This window comes from Cupriavidus sp. DL-D2 (genome assembly GCF_039710735.1).
Classification (GTDB): Bacteria; Pseudomonadota; Gammaproteobacteria; order Burkholderiales; family Burkholderiaceae; genus Cupriavidus.
In genome coordinates this window covers 88582-106970 of record NZ_JBDKXK010000001.1, presented here as the reverse complement: position 1 = coordinate 106970, position 18389 = coordinate 88582, and the positions used below count along the sequence as shown (strand labels likewise).

Below are 18389 nucleotides of genomic sequence, written 5' to 3'. Positions count from 1 at the left end.
TGAGTCAATCGGGTCAATCGAGTCATCATCGGCCTATCGTTTGATCGCTTCGACGGGATCGCCAGCCGGAGCGCTGGCGCCCTGCGCGGCCGGATCGGCGTCGGCGGTACGCCGGCCCGAACCGCCGGAGAACAGCGTACTCCAGTTGTTGAACCGGCGGTTGAACAAGACGGACAGGCCATTGATCGAACCACCCTTGGCAATCAGCGACCAGCGCCGCGAGAACGCCCAGGTGAGCTTCACCACGTTCGATGCCGAGGTCAGACTTTGTTCGTAGCCCACAGAGATCTGGTCAGAGACCGCCTTGCCGATGCTGACCACCTGCTGGTCGTTCAGGCCGGCGGTACTCGGTCCGATGGAAAATTCGTCGATGCCGAAGTGCGAGACCACGCTTTTTCCCGCCTTCCCACCGATCATGCCGAGCGCCGCGCCACCGAGTGCGCCCCCGCTCAACTGCCGCTGCTGGCTTGTTCCCGCGCTTTCGGCGCCGTAGCCGAACATCAGCCATGACAACTTGTCCTCGTCGGGTACGTTTGGCTCGGACACCAGTCGCACACGCGGAATCCGCACTGTGCCGGTCACCTCCACGCCCGCTTCCACTTCCTGGTTGCGGCGCATCGCGCGGATGTTGATGTTCGGGTTGTCCACCGGACCATTGAAATTGATGATGCCGCGATCGATGTTGAGCTTGCGGCCAAACGCCTCGTAGGTGCCATCCACCACGCGCACCGTGCCCGTAGCGCGCATCGGCGCCAGCGGCTCGCTCTTGATGCCCAGCGTACCGGCCAGCAGGATGTCGGCGCCCGCGCCCCGGAAGCGGAAGTTGTCACCGAGGTCGATCGCCACGTCGATCAGCGGACTGAAGCGGCTGGCCGGTTTCGACTCGGGTACGACAGGCGTGGCCGCCGTCTTGACCTCGCGCTGGTCGCTGCGACGCACCACCACCACGTCGTCGCCGAGCACCGGCGCGCCAGCCTTCGGCAAATCGAACAACCCGCGATCCACGCGGAACTTGCCGCGTATCGCGATCTGCTTGTTCTCGTTGGCGATGCCTGCCTCGCCCGAGACGATCAGCGTGCGCTCGGGGCTGGCGAACAACTGCAGCTTGTCCGCGACGATCTTGCCCGTCAGGTTGGGATCGGTCTCGCCGAGCTTGATGGCACCGGTAGCCGTCAGCGTGCCGTCGCCGCCGCGGAAATGCACCTGCTTCAGCTCCACCGTATTCTGGTCCAGCACCACCTGCACCACGCCATCGGTCAAGCGGATGCCGAGGTCGTACAGCGTAATGCCGATGCCGCTGCCATCGATCGACCCCGTCAGCAACGGATTGCCCACCGTACCGGCGAGTTGCAGCGCCGCCGCCAGCTTGCCATCGAGCGCGTACTGCGGCCCCGCCAGCGCCTCCAGGGATTTCAGGCGCGGCATGTCGGCCGTGACCGTACCGCCGAGCGTCGAGGCCGGCCCCACTGTCAGCATTCCCTGCTCGCTGATGAGTCCTGCCGAAGCATCGACGACCAGCTTGCCGAGCCGCTGCGCCGTGGTGCCGCCGCGGAGCGTCACGCGGTTGCCGGAGAACTCGGCGCGCAGGCCGGTCTCGCCCAACCCCAGCGCGGTCCATCCACGGCCCGCGTTGATCGAGGCATCGCCGCTACGGCGCCGGATGTCCGCAAACCCGGTGGCCGTCTCGGCAAGGCTCAGGTTCCAGCTGGCATCGAGCACGAGGTCCGAGCGGATCGGCGGCGCATCGCCCGTGAATGTCTCCAGCAGCTTGAGGATGTTGGCGACTTCCACGCCATCCATGCGTCCCTGCGAGCGGATGCGGCCATGGTCGAACTCGAAGCCCTCGATGTTCATCGTGGCCTTGGCAAACTGCAAACGCGTCTGGCCGAGCCGGATGTGCTGATCCGCCACCAGCAATTGCGCGGGCGCGGTGAGGCGCACGTTGACGGTGCCCCGCTCGTCCAGCGTCTGGATCGTGCCGTTCCAGCCCTGGTCGCCACGCCACGCGCCCTGCCCGGCCAGCGAGAGTTGCAGTGGCTGCCCGTTCATCGTGCCAGCCGCCTTGGCATCGAAGGCGTGATTGGCCTGCGTGCCCTTGAGGTTGGCATCGAGCGTACGCACCGATGACTGCGGACCCTGATAGTCGCGCACGGCGAGCTGGACATTGACGGTGCCATCCAGACCGCCGCGCAGTTCGGCGTGGCCGCTGGCATTCGCCACCTTGTGCGGACCCACAACCAGAGACTGCGCGCTGTAGTCGCCCACGATCTCGGGCTTCTTCAACGTGCCAGTGACCTCGGCATCGAGCTTGGCCTTGCCGGCCACGCCGAATTTGAGCCGATCCAGTTGCGGCGCGTCGACATTGACCTTGAGCCGATCCCCACGCGCCCCGAAGCTGCCGTTCAGGTTCACCTGGTTGCCCGCCATCAGCAGCGATGCCTCGCTCGGCAGCAACCGCTCGCCTTCCAGCCGGACCCGCCCCTTGCCAGTCATCGGCAGCCCTGCGTATTCACTCTCGCCCAGCGCGAAATCGAGCGCCACGCGCAGCACGTTTGCCAGCGAGCCCTTGGTCGAGAAATCGGCATTGATACGCCCCGGCGCCACCTTGGCGAGCCGCGACGGATCGAAATTGGCAAGCTTGCCCTTGAAGTCGAAAGTCTGCTCGCCCTTGAGACCGAGCTTGCCATCGGCGGTCAGCGTGCCGCTACCCAGTCCGGCGCGCAGCGCGGACAGCGTGACCGACTCCTCGTCGATCTTCGCATCGGCGAACAGCTTGATCTCGCCGCCCGCCACGTCAAGTGCCACACTCTGGCGCCCCGGCTCCAGCCGCAGGATCACCGGGCCGGACAGATTGGTCTTCACCAGCGTGGTGTACAGCGCGGCCACGTCGAGCCGCCGCACGTCGAGGTCAAAGCCGCCGCGCCCATCCTGCAGCGCGCCCTGGCCGACGATCTCGGCACGACCCGGCAGCGCGATGCGCAGGTCGCGCAGCGTCTGCGTTTTCTCGCTGAGTTCCACGCGCGCCGTCACGCTGTGGACGGGCAAGCGCTCGCGGTCGATGGGGCCGGGATCGAGGTTGCGTATCGTGACCTCGCCCGCTACGGCGAGGGGATTCGACGTTGGCGCGGCAGGCGTCGGCACGGGCGCGGAAGCCGATGCCGCGGACGCAGCTTCCACCGCGCTGGCCGTCGATTCGCCGGGCTTCGGCGCGGCCACGCGCGGCGGCGGCGCCACGGCTTCCACGGGGCGCAATTCCGCATGCACGGTCAGATTGGCCTGCGGTGCCGTGGGGCTGAACAGGCGCGGATTGATGCGCTCGCCGTCGATCAGCAGGTGCGTGAATGGCACGCGGCCAAAGGGCGTGACATCAGCATTGGCGCGCGCGCGGATACGGTCTCCGGTGGCGTCGACATCGGCACGCAGTTGATCCAGCGAGCCATTGGCCCTGGCGGACACTGCGTACGCTTCTTCCTTCCACTTGCCTTCGAGCAGTGCCTCGGCGGACAGCGCAAACGGCTTCTGCCCCGCAATCTGCGCATTGGCCTGCAGCTTGCCGTAAGGCGTAGTCAGCCGGTCCACGGTCAGCCGGTGCCGCAGGCCATCGCTATGCAGCGTGGCGGCGAGGTCCGACAGCACGAGTGGGCTCGACGTGGCCGCCGGCCCCTGCAGCAGCGACAACTCGCTCACGGTCAGCGTATCGATATCGACAGCAAGGGGGAGTTCCAGCGACTCGGGCATCTTCGCCGGCTCGGTGCTGGGCGCCGACGCCGGCAGCCGCGCATCGATCTTGCCGAGCTTGAGCCATTCCACATGCAGGCGACGGGGCGACCACGACATCTGCCATTTGGCGTCGATGCGGTCGATGGTCACGCGTGTGTCGCCGCTGGCAAACACCAGATCGTGCATGCGCAGCCCGCTGGCCACGGTGCCCCCATCAAGCTGCCCCGCCAGCATGCCCGCCGAGAAACGCGTGGCGAGATTCCACACCTGACGCGTACCCGCCTCCGTGCGCAGCGCCGCCACCACCGTGACCACAATCGCCACCAGCAGCAGCACAAGCAGGCCGACGAGCCACGCCAGGACCTTCCAGACGCGGTGGCGCTTTGGCTTGCGGGGCGCGCGCGGCGTGTTCTCGTCGTCACGCGGCACGGGGGGCATGTCCGGAATACTCATCAGAACGCCACCCCGAGCGAGATGTGCGGCCGGAACTGCTTCTCCTGGATGCCGTAGCCCACATCGAGCTGCACCGGACCCACCGGGCTGCGCCAGCGCGCGCCCACGCCCACGCCGTGATAGATCTTCACGCCAGCCAGGTTGTTGGTGGCCGTGCCCATGTCCCAGAACACCGCCGCGCCCCACTCGGGCTTGAACCAGTACTGGTATTCGACGCTACCCGTGCCCAGGAAGCGCGCCGGCAGCACGCTGGCGCCGTTAGGCGTACCGATCGACTGGTAACTGTAACCCCGGATCGAGTCGGTGCCCCCCGCGCGGAAGCGCAGCGACGCCGGAATCAGCGCGGGATCGCTCGACGTGATATTTGCGCCCAGCTCCAGTCGCGCGATGAACAGGTCGCGATTGCCCACGGGTACGTACTGCCGAATCCGGCCATACAGGCGCAGGAATGTGGCATCGCTGAGCACGTTCTTGGCCGCCACGCCGACCTGCGTGTTGATCACGTTGCCCCGGCGCGGGAAGACCGGGTTATCCACATCGCGGCGCGTCCACGCAAAGGCCGGCACCAGCGCCTTCGATATCTGCGAGGGCTGCCCGTATGGCGTGAGGTTGTCGTAGTAGAAATCGAGCGAGACCGTGGTGTCGTACTTCTCGCGCGAGCGGGACCGCTTGAGGCCGCCGCGCCAGCTGGTGAGGTCGGTGCTCTCGATGTCGATGGTGCGCTCGTAGCTGCCGTAGATACTGTTGCGGTAAGTGTGGGTATCCGGCGGCATCGCCGTTTCCACGAACGCGTACTGGCGCTTCTGCTCGATCCGCGCCTGCGAATCGAACACCCATGCGCGGTTGAACAGGTTGTAGTAGGAATAGCGGCCTTCCACCTGGGCGCCGGTATCGGTCGTGTAGCCCACACCGGAACTAAGCCGGTGCGTCGGATATTCGCGCACCCTGACGCGCACGGGCGCGATCACGGTCTCCTGCTGCGCGGCGGCCTCGGCGGAGGTTGCCGCCGGCGGCTCCAGCAGATCAACCTGCACGTTCGAGAAATACGGCTGGTTCTGCACCGCGCGCTGAAACTCCAGCAGTCGCTCCACGCGGTACGGCTCCCCTTGCGACAGCGGATTCACGTTCTGAATGATGCGGGCGGGATAGCGGCGCGTGCCTTCGATTTCAAGCGGGCCAAGTACATAGGCCGGGCCGCTCTCGAACTTCGCCGACAAATCGGCGGCATGTTCCTCGGGCTCGACACGCGCCTGCGACGCGGTCATCCTCGCGCCGTAGTAGGTGTGGCTCTGCAACTGGACGAGAGCATCCTCCTTGGCCTTGTCCCAGTCCGCCTGACGGAAGGGGTCGCCCACCGGCAGACCCCATTTCTTGCGCATCTCTTCGATCTGCCTGGGCGACTGTGTGGCCGCCGGGCCGGTCACGCTCAGGTCCACGCGCCGGATTTCAGTGCGCGCGCCGGGCACCACCTTAATCTTGACCACGCGCTGGTCGCCCTCGCCTTCCACGGTAGCCGTGGTCTCCGGATCGAACCAGCCTTCGGTGGACGCGAACTGGCGCACCTGGTCGCCCACGGTTTCCACCATGTAATGGAACTGGTCGTCGGAAATATCGGTGCGGTCGCGGTAGCGCGAGAGGTCGAGGTGTTCCTTGAGGATGTCCTTCAGCGGATCGGGGGCGTCGATCTCGACCTTGTAGGCGTCCTTGGCCTGGGCGTCGGGTATCCAGACCGCGCAGGCCAGCAGCAAGGTGACAAGGCAGGAACACGCGCGCGTGAAGAGAGCGCCACCCGAGCCGGGGCGTCGCGTCCTGCCTGCGGCGATCAGTCCGGCCATGTGGCCAAAAACCAGGCTCATCCGTCCTTGGGGTCCAGAAACAAGTCGCTATTTGACCACACCGTCGGCGACGACACGCCATTCCCGTCCGCAAAAATAAAGATTCATTGGCCGCCACGGCGGGTGGCCGCGCCGATACGGTAAAATCTCGCCCCGTTACCCCCAACGCCGCCCGGAAAGGGCTCAGGTTTCGCCATGGCCATGTACGAATCGGATATCACCCAGTTCCTGAAGACGCTCAAGCAGGAACGCCCTGCCCTGGAGGCGGAGCAGCGCCAGGGCCGCAACCTGCTGTGGGACAAGGCGCCGATCGACCTCGAGGAACGCGCCCGCGCCGACGAATCGCGCGTGGCCCAGAAGCCTTACGTCTACTCGTCGGACAACTGATCGGCTCGCGCCGGTCAGTCCCTCGCCCTCTCCCCGCATGCCATCGAGCGATCCGCTGGAGCAGCACCCGCAGGACAAGCTGAGCCTGCCGGTGGAACTGCCCAGCGTGGCCCCCATGGGCAGCGCCGCCAATCCCGCCGACATGATCGACGGCATGGCGTTCGCGCGCCTGTATGGCGAGCCGCTGTTCAAGCTTCCGCAGGATCTCTATATCCCGCCGGACGCGCTGGAGATCTTCCTCGAAGCCTTCGAAGGTCCGCTCGACCTGCTGCTGTACCTGATCCGCAAGCAAAACTTCAACGTCCTGGACATTCCGATGGCCCAGGTGACGCGTCAGTACCTTTCGTACGTTGACCAGATTCGCAAGACCAATCTGGAACTGGCGGCCGAGTACCTGCTGATGGCGGCGATGCTTATCGAGATCAAGTCGCGCATGCTGCTGCCGGTCAAGAAGGCGGACAGCGACGACGAGGCCGAGGACCCGCGCGCCGAACTGGTGCGCCGCCTGCTGGAATACGAGCAGATGAAGCTGGCCGCGCAGCGGCTGGACACCGTGCCGCAACTGGGCCGCGATTTCCTTCGCTCGCAGGTCTACATCGAGCAGAGCCTGGCACCGCGCTTTCCCGATGTGGAAACCGTGGACCTGAAGGCCGCCTGGGCCGATGTGCTCAAGCGTGCCAAGCTGAACCAGCATCACAAGATCTCGCGCGAGGAACTCTCCGTGCGCGAGCACATGAGCCAGATCCTGCGGCGGCTGCAACACGCAAGGTTCATGGAATTCACCGAGCTGTTCGAGGACGCCATCCGTTCCGGCAAGGGCGTGCCCGTGGTGGTGGTCAACTTCATCGCCATGCTCGAACTGTCGCGCGAGTCGCTTGTGGAAATCACCCAGGCCGAGCCGTTCGCACCGGTTTATGTGCGATTGGCGTACACGCCGGCCTGACTGTCCCGCCTGGCGGACGTACCGAGGCCCATCCCCAGGCCTGAACCGGCGCGGATGCTCTACAATCCGCCGACAGCCGGCCCACGCACCCACATGAGAGTCCGGCACACCCGGCCCCGCCCCGAAGCACGGCGGCCGGGACGCTCCTACCACGACCGCTCACCACATTCATGAAAGTCATTTCTTCGATCGAGGCGCTACGGGACCAGTTGCGCGGCCAGAACCGCGTGGCATTCGTTCCCACCATGGGCAACCTGCATGAGGGCCACCTGTCGTTGATGCGTCTGGCGCGCCAGCACGGCGACCCGGTGGTAGCGTCGATCTTCGTCAACCGGCTGCAGTTCGGCCCGAACGAGGATTTCGACAAGTACCCGCGCACGCTGCAGGACGATATCGAGAAGCTGCAGAGCGAAGGCGTCTACGTACTCTTTGCCCCGACCGAGCGCGACATGTACCCGGTGCCGCAGGAGTACCGCGTCGATCCGCCGCATGATCTGGGCGATATCCTGGAAGGCGAGTTCCGCCCCGGCTTCTTCAAGGGCGTCTGCACCGTGGTCATGAAACTGTTCTGCTGCGTGCAGCCGCGCGTGGCCGTGTTCGGCAAGAAGGACTACCAGCAGTTGATGATCGTGCGCCGCATGGCCAAGCAGTTCGCCTTGCCCGTGGACATCATCCCGGCCGAGACCGTTCGTGCGGAAGACGGCCTGGCGCTATCGTCACGCAACCGCTACCTGACCGAAGCCGAACGCGCCGAGGCCCCCATCCTCTACAAGACACTGCACGAAGTGCGCGACACCGTGCTCGGCAACGGCAATGTGGACCTGCTCAAGGTGGAAGCCGATGCGCTGGCGAAGCTTCAGGGCCGTGGCTGGCAGGCTGACTATGTGTCGATCCGCAAGCAGGACAACCTGCAACCTCCGACGCGCGAGGAATTCGCGGCAGGAGAACCGCTGGTGGTGCTGACGGCCGCGAAGCTGGGGAATACGCGGTTGATTGATAACCTCGAGATCTAACTCGCTCCAGCTTGTTTGCTCCCCTCTCCCGCGAAGTGGGAGAGGGGCGGGGGAGAGGGCCAGCCGTGCAAATTGCGAGCGGTCGGCAAGCAGACCCTCCGGCCCTCTCCCCTAACCCCTCTCCCGCCCGCGGGAGAGGGGAACAATTCTCCCCCGCTCCCTCTCCAGATGCCGCCGATGTCCGCTGCGGCGTTTCCACCAGATCAGCACCCCGGTCACGGCAAACGCCAGCGGCATCAAGCCGAACACGGTGATGAACGCACGGCCGTAGCTGCCGAACGCTTCGCCGGTGTGGAGCGGAAAGAGCCAGCTGATCAGCGTATCGCCGGACGCGCCATTGAGCGGGTCGCGCACGCCAAGCGGGCGGCCGGTATAGGCGTCGAGCCACAGGCGCGTAGCGCCGCTGCCGCCCTGGATCTCTGCGTTCTGCCGCAGGCGCACCTCATACGCATCGCCAGGTTTGCGCGGCAGGCCCACGCGCGTCACCAGTGCGTCGGGAAACTGCTGCTGCGCGGCGGTCATGGCCTGGGCCGGGGTGATTGCGCGGGTGCCGGGCGGCGGTGTCTCGGACTGGTGCTTCACCTGGGGACTCACCGTGGCCACGCTTGCGATGATCGGCGTGACCCATTTCGGCAGGTTCAGATACCAGCCCGAAAACGCGGTGATGGCCAGCACCGGCGCCACGAAAATCCCGGCGGCGCGGTGGAACGAATAGTTGAACCGCGACCACGAACCACCGTGGGTAATCCGCACCGCCTGCTTCCAAGCACGCTGCGTGGCCTTGGGCCACCACAGCGCAATGCCCAGCAGGACCGACAACAGCAGCATCATCCCGGTCACGCCGATGATCGTCTTGCCGGTATCGCCCGACAGCAGGTAACGGTGAAGATGGAACATCGTCGGCAGCAACTGCGGGCGCGAAAGCCCCGGCACGCCCCAGAGCCGCTCGCCCTTCACGGCCAGCGTGATGGGATCGATCATGACCTGCCGCGAGCGTCCCACCGCCGCCTGTTCGCCATGGATGGGGTAATAGGCGATGAACACGTCATGCTCGTCCACCGGCAGCATCAGCAGGTTCGGCTTGCCGTACTTGGGATCGGCCAGCAGTCTCGCGGTCACCGTTTCCACGGTGGCCGCGCCCACGGGAATGCGCGTGGCGGAAACAGCCTGCAGCAGATCGGGGTTGAGCCACCTGTCGAGTTCGTCACGCCAGGAAATCGCCGTACCGGTCAGGCCCAGCATGATGAACAGCAGTCCGAAGACCAGCCCGATGTAAAGGTGTAGCTTGCGGAGTACGGTGCGAAGTCGGCCGGAGACCATGGCGAGGGCAATTGTTGAAAGGCGTTTTTCTGGCCGCTGAGGCCGGTTGCCCCCTGCAGCGCCCTTTTTTGAGGGCATTCGGCGTCGCATCTGTGCGCCAGCGCGCAAATGCAAATGCGAAGAATTCGCGATTCTAACAGTGCATTGTTAAGATCGGCTTCGCCCCCTGATTCCTCTATCCGGCGCGTTGCGCGCCTCCGTCATGCCCCTGATTGAACTGGTTCCTGCCACGTCGGCCGATGCCGACCTGCTGGCCTCGATGCACGCGGATAGCTGGCGCCATGCCTACGCCGGCCTGATTCCCAACGAATACCTTGACGTCCACGCCGTGAACGAACGCCTGGCCACCTGGCGTGCCCGCATGCTGGACGGTGCCGAAGCGCCCATCGAAGTCACGATCCTGCGCGTGGACGGCCAGCCGGCTGGCTTCTCATGCCTGATGCCGCTTGCCGAACCCGGCTATGGCATCTACGTCGACAACCTTCACGTGATGCAGCAGTATCACGGACGTGGCTACGGCAAGACGCTGATGTCCCATTGCGCCTGCCGCGCGGCCAGCCAGTGGCCGGGCAAGGCGCTGTTTCTCTACGTGCTCGATGGCAATGTGCAGGCGCGCGAGTTTTATCGTCGGCTCGGCGGCGTGGAATCGGACATGTTCAACGACCCGTTTCCCGGCACAGACTTCATGGTGGCCGTGCGCCGCGTGACCTGGGAGGATGCGGACGCGCTGGTCAGCCGGCTTGCGCCGGGACCCTGACGACCTGTCCCGTTAAGGCTGCACCAGCGGCGCGAACATCGCGCCAAGGTCGAGGTTGGCGGCCATGCTATCGGCCAGCCGCTCGATCGATGCCTCGCGCAGCGCATCGAGGTCCACCCCTTCGGCATGCGCCAGCCCGGCCCAGCGCAGTAGCGCACCGCATCCATCCGGCTGGTCGAAGAGGCCGTGGCAATAGGTAGCCAGCACCTGGTTGTCGGCGGACACCGCGCCGTCGGCACAGTTGCCGCCATTGCCATCGTCCAGCCAAAGCGCAGGACGATCGAGCGCGGCGCCGACGGTCACGCCGAGGTGGATCTCGTAGCCTTGCACAGCCGCGCCCTCGCCCTCCATCAGCGCCAGCCGCCCGCTGACCCGCCGCAGCTGCTTGTCAGACGCCAACGTCGTTTCGAAGTCCAGCAGCCCAAGCCCTTCGCTCGTGCCCGCCGGACCTTCGCGTCCATCGGGATCGTGGATCAGGCGACCCAGCATCTGCATGCCACCGCAGATCCCCGCCAGCTTGCCGCCATAGCGCAAGTGCCGCTGCAAGGCGCGATCCCACCCATTCTCGCGCAGGAATGCCAGGTCGGCCCGTACGCTCTTGCTGCCGGGCAGGATCACCAGGTCCGCAGGCGGAATCGGCATGCCGGGTCCGATGAAACGCAGGTCCACCTGCGGATGCGCGCGCAGCGCATCGAAATCCGTATGGTTCGAAATACGCGGCAGCACGGGCACGATCACGCGCAGCACCTCGGCATCGCCATCGCCACGCGCCACCTGCCCGCTGGCAATGGCGTCTTCCGCATCGAGGTGCAGGCCGTGCAGGTAGGGCAGCACGCCGAACACCGGCTTGCCCGTGCGCGCAGTCAGCCAGTCCAGCCCCGGTTGCAGCAGCGCGATATCGCCCCGGAAGCGGTTGATGATGAAGCCCGTCACGCGCGCCCGCTCGGATTCGGACAGGCAATCGAGCGTGCCCACCAGATGGGCAAACACGCCGCCCCGGTCGATATCTGCCACGATCACGACCGGACAATCCACGCGCTCCGCGAAACCCATATTGGCGATGTCGCGGTCGCGCAGATTCACTTCGGCGGGGCTTCCCGCGCCCTCCACCATCACCACGTTGTAGGCCCCGGTCAGCCGCGCATGGCTTTCCAGCACCGCCGCCATCGCCTGCGGCTTGTAGGCGTGATACGCGCGTGCGTCGAGGTCCATGCGGGCACGGCCGTGAATGATGACCTGAGCGCCGATGTCGCTGCTCGGCTTGAGCAGTACGGGATTCATGTCGGTATGCGGTGCCAGCCCGGCCGCCTGCGCCTGCAGCGCCTGCGCACGGCCAATCTCCCCGCCGTCGACGGTCACCGCGCTGTTGAGCGCCATGTTCTGCGGCTTGAACGGCGCCACCGGCACCCCGGCACGCGCCAGTACGCGGCACAGTCCGGCCACGATGGTGCTTTTGCCGGCATCGGATGTGGTGCCCTGGACCATCAGCGTGCCGCGCAGGGCACGCGCGGCATCGGGAATCGGGAAGTTGGCGGCGGAATCGTTTCGCATCGCGAGATTATCGCAGCAGCCCCGGCTTCCGGCGCGGCGAAATGGATCGCCAGCCTGCAAGTTCCGTGCATGCGGCGGCGCGATGCGACGGCTACAATACGCCGGATGAACACCCAGGCCCCCCCTCAGGCGCTCAATATCACGGCTGCCGCCGAACCGGCTGCGGCAGGCGCCGCCACGGCCAGCGATCCGGTCACCGAGACCGCCGCGCAACCACAGCCGTCCAGTCCGGGGCCGGCGCGCGAACTGACCTTGGTACTGGGCGGCGCGCGCTCGGGTAAAAGCCATTTCGCCGAGCAGCTTGCCACCGATCACGCCGCCCTGATGCGCGGGCCCGTCACCTACATCGCTACCGCGCGCCACGATGCCGAACCCGCCGACGAGGAGATGGAGCTGCGCATCGCACTGCATCGCGCGCGTCGTCCGGCTGACTGGACGCTCGTCGAGGAGCCGGTCCATCTGGCGGACGCGCTCTACGCCCACGCGCGGCACGATGGCTGCATCCTCGTGGATTGCGTAACGCTGTGGTTGAACAACCTGATCTTCGGCGATGGCCGCGAGTATCCCGACCACGGCGTCATCACGCCGCCGCCTGCGTTCACCGAGGAAATCGACGCGCTGATGACCGCGCTGCCGATGCTGCCCGGCCACGTGATCCTGGTCTCGAACGAGATCGGCTTCGGCGTGGTGCCGATGGGTGCCATCACGCGCTTCTATGTCGATGAGCTGGGACGCCTGAACCAGAAGCTGGCCGCCGCCGCCGATCGCGTGCGCCTGCTCGTAGCCGGCATCCCGGTGGCCGTCAAAGATCCTGCCTCCCCCACTTCCCCTGCCCGCGGCAATCACGCGCGATGATCATGTTGTCCTGGGCCGCCTGCGTGGCGGCCGCACTCGCCGGCGTGCTGCTGGACCGCTGGCTTGGCGAGCCACGCCGCTGGCATCCGCTCGTCGGATTTGGTCGCGTGGCCACCGCCGTCGCCAATGCCCTGAATCGTCCCGCACGCAGCGCGCCTCGACAACGACTCGCCGGATTGTTTGCGTGGACTTTGATCGTGCTGGGACCTGCCGCCCTGGCGTGGTGGATTGTCGCGCGGGCCAACGCCGTGCATCCCCTGCTCGCGTGGATATTGAACGCCGTGGCACTCTACTTCGCGCTGGGCGCGCAGAGTCTCGCGCAACACATCGCGCCGATTGCCGATGCGCTGGATCGCGATGACCTGCCCACCGCCCGCACGCTGACCGCGCGTATCGTCTCGCGCGATACCGCCGATGCCGACACCGAGGCGCTGGCGCGCGCGGCCTGCGAATCCGCCCTTGAGAACGGCAACGACGCGATCTTCGGCGCGCTGTTCTGGTTTCTCGTGGGTGGCGCGCCGGCCGTGATCGTGTTCCGCCTCGCCAACACGCTCGACGCGATGTGGGGCTATCGCACGCCGCGCTGGGAAATGTTCGGCTGGGCCGCCGCCCGCATAGACGATCTGCTTAACCTGATACCGGCCCGGCTCACCGCGCTGTCCTACGCACTGCTCGGCGCCACGGCGCAAGCACTGCGCTGCTGGCGTACGCAGGCACCCGGATGGTCAAGCCCGAACGCCGGCCCCGTGATGGCGTCGGGCGCCGGCGCCGTGGGCGTGGCGCTCGGTGGCGGCGCGCACTACCACGGCGAATGGGAAGAACGACCGCCGCTCGGCATCGGCGCGACACCGGCGGCCACGCATGTGCATGCGTGCCTGCGGCTCGTGCAACGCACGCTGTTGCTGTGGCTCGGTGTGGCGATGTTGAGCGTGCCACTGACCAGCCTGATAACGACATCATGACGAACACCATTCGACACGGCGGGGATCTCCAGCGTGCGATGAAGGAGTATGGAGGTCGCGCCCAATACTGGGTCGATCTCTCCACCGGCATCAATCCCGACGGCTATCCCGTGCCGCAGCTCCCCGCCTCTGCGTGGCAACGACTGCCCGAGGATGAAGACGGCCTCGCCGCATTCGCCGCGCATTACTACGATGCCAAACACGCATTACCCGTGGCGGGTTCGCAAGCGGCCATCCGCGCGCTGCCCACGCTGCTCAAGCGTGGACGCGTAGGCGTTGCCGCGCTCGGCTATAGCGAATACGCCCCGGCATTCGCCCGCGCAGGGCACGAGGTTGTGCTGCTCGACGAAGCCGATTTCCTGCGCGACGATCTTGGCGCATCGCTCGACCATCTGGTCGTCGTCAATCCGAACAACCCGACTGCACGGCAACTGCCGCCCGAGACACTGCTGCAGTGGCATGCGGACCTTGCGAAACGTGGCGGCACGCTGCTCGTGGACGAGGCGTTCATGGACTGCACGCCCGACCAGACCATTGCACCGCACAGTCATCTGAAGGGGCTCGTCGTGCTGCGCTCCATCGGCAAGTTCTTCGGGCTGGCCGGTGTGCGTTGCGGATTCGTGCTCGCTGCGCCTGCGCTGCTGACGGCGCTGTCCGAAGTGCTCGGTCACTGGACGGTGTCCGGCCCGGCCCGCGCCGTCGCACGAATCGTGCTGGACGATGTGTCGTGGGAATCGATCACGCGCGCACAGTTGATCCATCGCTCGGAAAAATTGCGCCAGTTCCTGGTCGAGTGCGGCTTCGAGCCCGTGCGCCATTCGCTGTTCTGCTGGGTGCCGCATCCCGATGCTGAATGGATACAGACTGTTCTCGCCGCAGATCAGGTCTGGACGCGCTACTTCCCGGCGGCAGGCGGCTCCCCGCCCGGCCTTCGCTTCGGACTGCCGCCCGGCTCCCCACGCGCCTGGGCGCAGATTTCCAAGGCATTCGATACCCTGTCCCAAGTCATGAACCCAGATGGCTACTAGATTTGCTTTCCTGATCGCCGCAGCGTGCCTTACGCTCGGCTCCGCCCACGCGGCCATCACCATCACCGACGACAGCGGCCAGCCCGTCACGCTCAACGCTCCGGCGCGCCGCATCGTCTCGCTGGCACCGCATGTGACCGAATTGATCTACGCGGCAGGCGGCGGTGACCGCATCGTCGGCACCGTGAGCTACAGCGACTATCCACCGCAAGCGCGGGACATCCCGCGCGTGGGTGACAACAAGTCGCTGGACCTTGAACGCATCGCCGCACTGAAGCCGGACCTGATCGTGGTCTGGCGCCATGGCAATGCGCAGAAGCAGACCGACCGCCTGCGCGCACTCGGCATGCCACTGTTCTTCAGCGAACCCCGCAAGCTCGAATCGATTCCCCAGAACATCGAGAAGCTCGGCGCGCTGATGGGCACCGAGACCGTAGCCAACCGTGCCGCCGCCGATTTCCGGCAGCAGGTGGAGACGCTGCGCAAGACCTACGCCGCGCGTCCACCCGTGACCGTGTTCTATCAGGTCTGGCAGCAGCCGCTGATGACGCTCAACGGCGAGCATCTGATCAGCGACCTGCTGACCCTGTGCGGTGGCCGCAATCTGTTTGCGAAGGAAACCCCGCTAGTGCCCACGGTATCGGTGGAATCGGTCGTGGCCGGCAATCCCGAAGTCATGCTGACAGCGGGCATGGGCGCCACCCGCCCGGACAAGCCACTCGCGGATTTCTCGATGTGGGAAAAATGGAAGCAGGTCACGGCGGTTGCGCGCAACAACCTGTTCATCATCGACGGCGACCTGGTGAATCGCGCCGGGCCACGGGTGGTGAAGGGGGCGGCGGAGATCTGCAAGGATCTGGAGGTGGCGAGGTCGCGGCGGAGTTAGGTGTTTCTCTCCCGCTGTTGTTTTAGCTCCCCTCTCCCACACAGTGGGAGAGGGGTTGGGGGTGCGGCCATGGCGGTGCAATCTTCGACTTGTCGGTGCAGAACCGCTTGCCCTCACCCCCGCCCCTCTCCCACGAGCGGGAGAGGGGAGAAAACCAGCGGGAAGCCAGCTACGTCACCACCCGATTCCACCACCCCAACCTGACCCCACTCCCCTCCAGCACAAACTTGCACGTCGCGCCAAATCCCAGCGACCACTGCAGGGTTTGCGACAGCGGCACGCCCAGCCAGTGCGCGGCGAGCATGCGCATGGTGCCCGCGTGGCTGACCACCCAGAGGCGCGCGTCAGATTGCGTATCGAGCGAATCCGCCCAGCTTCCCACTCGCTCCAGCATCTCGGCAGGGGTTTCGCCACCGTGGGGTCGAGCGGTCATGAGATTGCCTGCCCAGAGGTCCAGTGCCTCGCGCGGGATGGCGTCCCAGCGTTGGCCTTCCCAACTTCCAAAATCCATCTCGCGCAGACGCGGTTCGATTTCGCACGGCGGTTGCGTCGGCAGACAGGCCCGCAGGGCCGAAGCCGTGTCGCGTGCTCGCGCTGCAGGACTGGTGATGATGCCAACCGGCGTGCCCATGCCTCCAACGATCAGCGATGCCGCCGGCTGCATCGGCTCCATCAGTGCCAGTTCCAGGCTGCCATAGCAGATGCCGGGATCAACTGCCGGCTGTGCATGGCGGATCAGTACCACTTCCATGCGGCCGCCACGAGGTAGATCGTCAGTTCCGCGAGTTGCTGGGCCATGCCCAGGCAATCGCCCGTATAACCGCCGATGCGTCGCACGAAGTACGCGCCTAGCACTGTGCGCAGCACAGCCAGCGCGATCAGCGCCACGCCCGCGAACAGCGGCGACACCCACAGCAGCGGCAAGATGCCACATGCCAGCGCAAACACCAACCCCTTGCCCGCCAGACGCTGCGCGACGGGCTTGGCCTTGCCTTCGGGCCGCACGTACTCATGCGTGGCGAGGAACGTGATCGCCATCGTGCGGCTCGCGCCATGCGCAACGATCAACACGGCCAGCAGCGTCACGATACCGCCACCCTCGCCCACCGCTACCAGCAATTGCCACTTGAGCAGCAGTGCCACCACGATGGCGATGGCACCAAATGCGCCAACGCGCGAATCGTGCATGATCCGCAGCACGTCCTCGGTGCGATAGCCACCACCGAATGCATCGACGCAATCGGCCAGCCCGTCTTCGTGGAACGCGCCTGTCAGCAGCAGCGTCGCAGCCATGCCCAGCACGATAGCCACTGACGGCGTCCACAACTGCCACGCGCCCCACGTCACCAACGCAGCGATCAATCCCACCAGCAGTCCTACCAGCGGGAAGTAACGCGCTGCGGCATTGAGATAGTGCGGCGCGAACCCCACCCATCCGGCCAGCCGCTGCGGCAGCGGCACGCGCGTGAAGTAGCCGAGGGCGGTCAGGAAGAAGCGGAGTTCGTCGGCCATCTGTCTGTTATGCCGATTTGTTGGTCACGCCTGCGCCGCTGAACGTTGCCATCTCTTTCAGGAAGGCGGCGGCCGATGCCACCAGCGGCCATGCCAGCGCGGCGCCGGTGCCCTCGCCCAGACGCAGGTCGAGTGCAAGCAGCGGTTCACCACCGAACTCGGCCAACAGCGCGCGGTGCCCTTGCTCGTGCGAACAATGCGAGTACACGCAGTAGTGCAACACGTTCGGATCAATGCGCGCGGCCACCAGCAGCGCCGCCGAAGCGATGAATCCATCAACCAGTATCACCATGCGGCTTGCGGCGGCAGCAAGGAACGCACCCACCATCGCCGCGATCTCGAAACCACCGAACGTCGCCAACACATCGAGCGGCGCCGTGACGTCGGGATGCTGTGCCAGCGCACGCGCCAGAATCTCGCGCTTGCGCGTGACCCCTGCGTCGTCGAGCCCGGTGCCACGCCCTGTGCACGCTTCCAGCGGCAACCCCGTCAGACGGCTCATCACACAGGCCGCCGCAGACGTATTGGCGATACCCATTTCGCCGAAGCCGATCACATTGGTGCCCAGCTGCGCATGACGCAGCACGCGGACGATACCGGCGTTGATGGCCGCGCCGGTCTCGGCGGGCGTCATCGCGGCCTGCTCGACAAAGTTGCGCGTGCCATTGGCCACGCGGCAGTTGACCAGTCCCAGCGATGCTGGCAGCGGCGCACGCACGCCAACATCCACCACTTCCAGCGCCAGCCCGTGCAGCCGCGTGAACACATTGATCGCCGCGCCACCGTTCAGGAAGTTCAGCACCATCTGCGCCGTCACCTCGGCCGGGTACGCGCTGACACCCGCATCGGCCACGCCATGGTCGCCAGCGAACACGATCACTGCGGGACGCGTCAGTTCAGGCGCCGTCCCACCACGGATCATGCCGATCTGCAGCGCCAGCGATTCCAGCCGTCCGAGCGAACCCAGCGGCTTGGTCTTGTCGTCGATAGCTGCCTGCAGCGTCGCGCGCAGCGCTTCGTCGGGCGCATCGATGGGCGGCAGTGTCAGGGCGTAGTCGGGGAAATGGGTCATATGTTTCAAATCTTTTGGAAAACGCCAGGAAGGCGAAGCGCAGCGGTTCTGGCCAGGCGCGCGGCCGCAGGCAGTACAACAGGTACGACAAGGCC

15 protein-coding genes are annotated in these 18389 nt (G+C 66.0%); 8 read left to right on the top strand and 7 right to left on the bottom strand.

The window, feature by feature from the left end:
- Positions 1-33: 33 nt before the first annotated feature.
- Complete coding sequence (locus ABDB81_RS00475) at positions 34-4173, bottom strand: translocation/assembly module TamB domain-containing protein (RefSeq protein ID WP_346809299.1); 4140 nt, start codon at positions 4171-4173, stop codon at positions 34-36.
- Positions 4173-6029, bottom strand: coding sequence for an autotransporter assembly complex family protein (locus ABDB81_RS00470; RefSeq protein WP_346809297.1), 1857 nt, complete (start codon positions 6027-6029; stop codon positions 4173-4175). The genes ABDB81_RS00475 and ABDB81_RS00470 overlap by 1 nt, the downstream gene beginning before the upstream one ends.
- A 174-nt stretch (positions 6030-6203) precedes the next feature.
- Between ABDB81_RS00470 and ABDB81_RS00465 the strand changes: the two genes are divergently transcribed.
- From ABDB81_RS00465 to panC, 3 genes are all read left to right on the top strand, one after another.
- Entirely contained in the window at positions 6204-6395 is a 192-nt protein-coding gene (locus tag ABDB81_RS00465; RefSeq protein ID WP_137926940.1) for a DUF3460 family protein, read from the top strand.
- A gap of 37 nt (positions 6396-6432) precedes the next feature.
- Positions 6433-7338: a ScpA family protein gene (locus ABDB81_RS00460; RefSeq protein ID WP_137926939.1), complete on the top strand. Its 906-nt coding sequence runs from the start codon at positions 6433-6435 to the stop codon at positions 7336-7338.
- A 170-nt stretch (positions 7339-7508) separates the two neighbouring features.
- Positions 7509-8351, top strand: a complete 843-nt coding sequence (panC, locus tag ABDB81_RS00455) for a pantoate--beta-alanine ligase (protein ID WP_346809295.1) — start codon at positions 7509-7511, stop codon at positions 8349-8351.
- Between the two features lie 111 nt (positions 8352-8462).
- On the opposite strand, the gene ABDB81_RS00450 is transcribed toward panC, so the two are convergent.
- Positions 8463-9671, bottom strand: a complete 1209-nt coding sequence (locus tag ABDB81_RS00450) for a PepSY-associated TM helix domain-containing protein (protein ID WP_137926937.1) — start codon at positions 9669-9671, stop codon at positions 8463-8465.
- A 202-nt stretch (positions 9672-9873) separates the two neighbouring features.
- Here ABDB81_RS00450 and ABDB81_RS00445 point away from each other — a divergent pair, with 202 nt between their 5' ends.
- A complete protein-coding gene (locus ABDB81_RS00445; RefSeq protein ID WP_346809293.1) occupies positions 9874-10428 on the top strand; it encodes a GNAT family N-acetyltransferase in 555 nt (184 codons plus the stop codon).
- A 12-nt stretch (positions 10429-10440) separates the two neighbouring features.
- Here the strand turns inward: ABDB81_RS00445 and ABDB81_RS00440 are convergent, their stop codons facing one another.
- Positions 10441-11979 (bottom strand): cobyric acid synthase, encoded by a 1539-nt coding sequence (locus ABDB81_RS00440; RefSeq protein WP_346809291.1) that lies wholly within the window; start codon positions 11977-11979, stop codon positions 10441-10443.
- A gap of 105 nt (positions 11980-12084) precedes the next feature.
- Between ABDB81_RS00440 and cobU the strand changes: the two genes are divergently transcribed.
- The 4 genes from cobU to ABDB81_RS00420 are packed head-to-tail and all read left to right on the top strand — an operon-like array spanning position 12085 to position 15710.
- Positions 12085-12834, top strand: a complete 750-nt coding sequence (gene cobU / locus ABDB81_RS00435) for a bifunctional adenosylcobinamide kinase/adenosylcobinamide-phosphate guanylyltransferase (protein WP_346809289.1) — start codon at positions 12085-12087, stop codon at positions 12832-12834.
- Positions 12831-13796 carry an adenosylcobinamide-phosphate synthase CbiB gene (gene cbiB, locus ABDB81_RS00430; RefSeq protein WP_346809288.1) on the top strand — a complete coding sequence of 322 codons (966 nt, stop codon included), beginning with the start codon at positions 12831-12833 and terminating at the stop codon, positions 13794-13796. The genes cobU and cbiB overlap by 4 nt, the downstream gene beginning before the upstream one ends.
- Positions 13793-14824, top strand: a complete 1032-nt coding sequence (gene cobD / locus ABDB81_RS00425) for a threonine-phosphate decarboxylase CobD (RefSeq protein WP_137926933.1) — start codon at positions 13793-13795, stop codon at positions 14822-14824. Before cbiB ends, cobD begins: the two co-directional genes overlap by 4 nt.
- A complete protein-coding gene (locus ABDB81_RS00420; protein ID WP_137926932.1) occupies positions 14814-15710 on the top strand; it encodes a cobalamin-binding protein in 897 nt (298 codons plus the stop codon). Before cobD ends, ABDB81_RS00420 begins: the two co-directional genes overlap by 11 nt.
- A 169-nt stretch (positions 15711-15879) precedes the next feature.
- On the opposite strand, the gene cobC is transcribed toward ABDB81_RS00420, so the two are convergent.
- Genes cobC through cobT form a run of 3 tightly spaced genes read right to left on the bottom strand, consistent with a single transcriptional unit; the run spans position 15880 to position 18294 of the window.
- Complete coding sequence (gene cobC / locus ABDB81_RS00415; RefSeq protein WP_160472894.1) at positions 15880-16461, bottom strand: alpha-ribazole phosphatase family protein; 582 nt, start codon at positions 16459-16461, stop codon at positions 15880-15882.
- Complete coding sequence (locus tag ABDB81_RS00410) at positions 16446-17222, bottom strand: adenosylcobinamide-GDP ribazoletransferase (RefSeq protein WP_346809286.1); 777 nt, start codon at positions 17220-17222, stop codon at positions 16446-16448. Before ABDB81_RS00410 ends, cobC begins: the two co-directional genes overlap by 16 nt.
- A gap of 7 nt (positions 17223-17229) precedes the next feature.
- Positions 17230-18294 carry a nicotinate-nucleotide--dimethylbenzimidazole phosphoribosyltransferase gene (gene cobT / locus ABDB81_RS00405; protein ID WP_346809284.1) on the bottom strand — a complete coding sequence of 355 codons (1065 nt, stop codon included), beginning with the start codon at positions 18292-18294 and terminating at the stop codon, positions 17230-17232.
- Positions 18295-18389 lie beyond the last annotated feature (95 nt).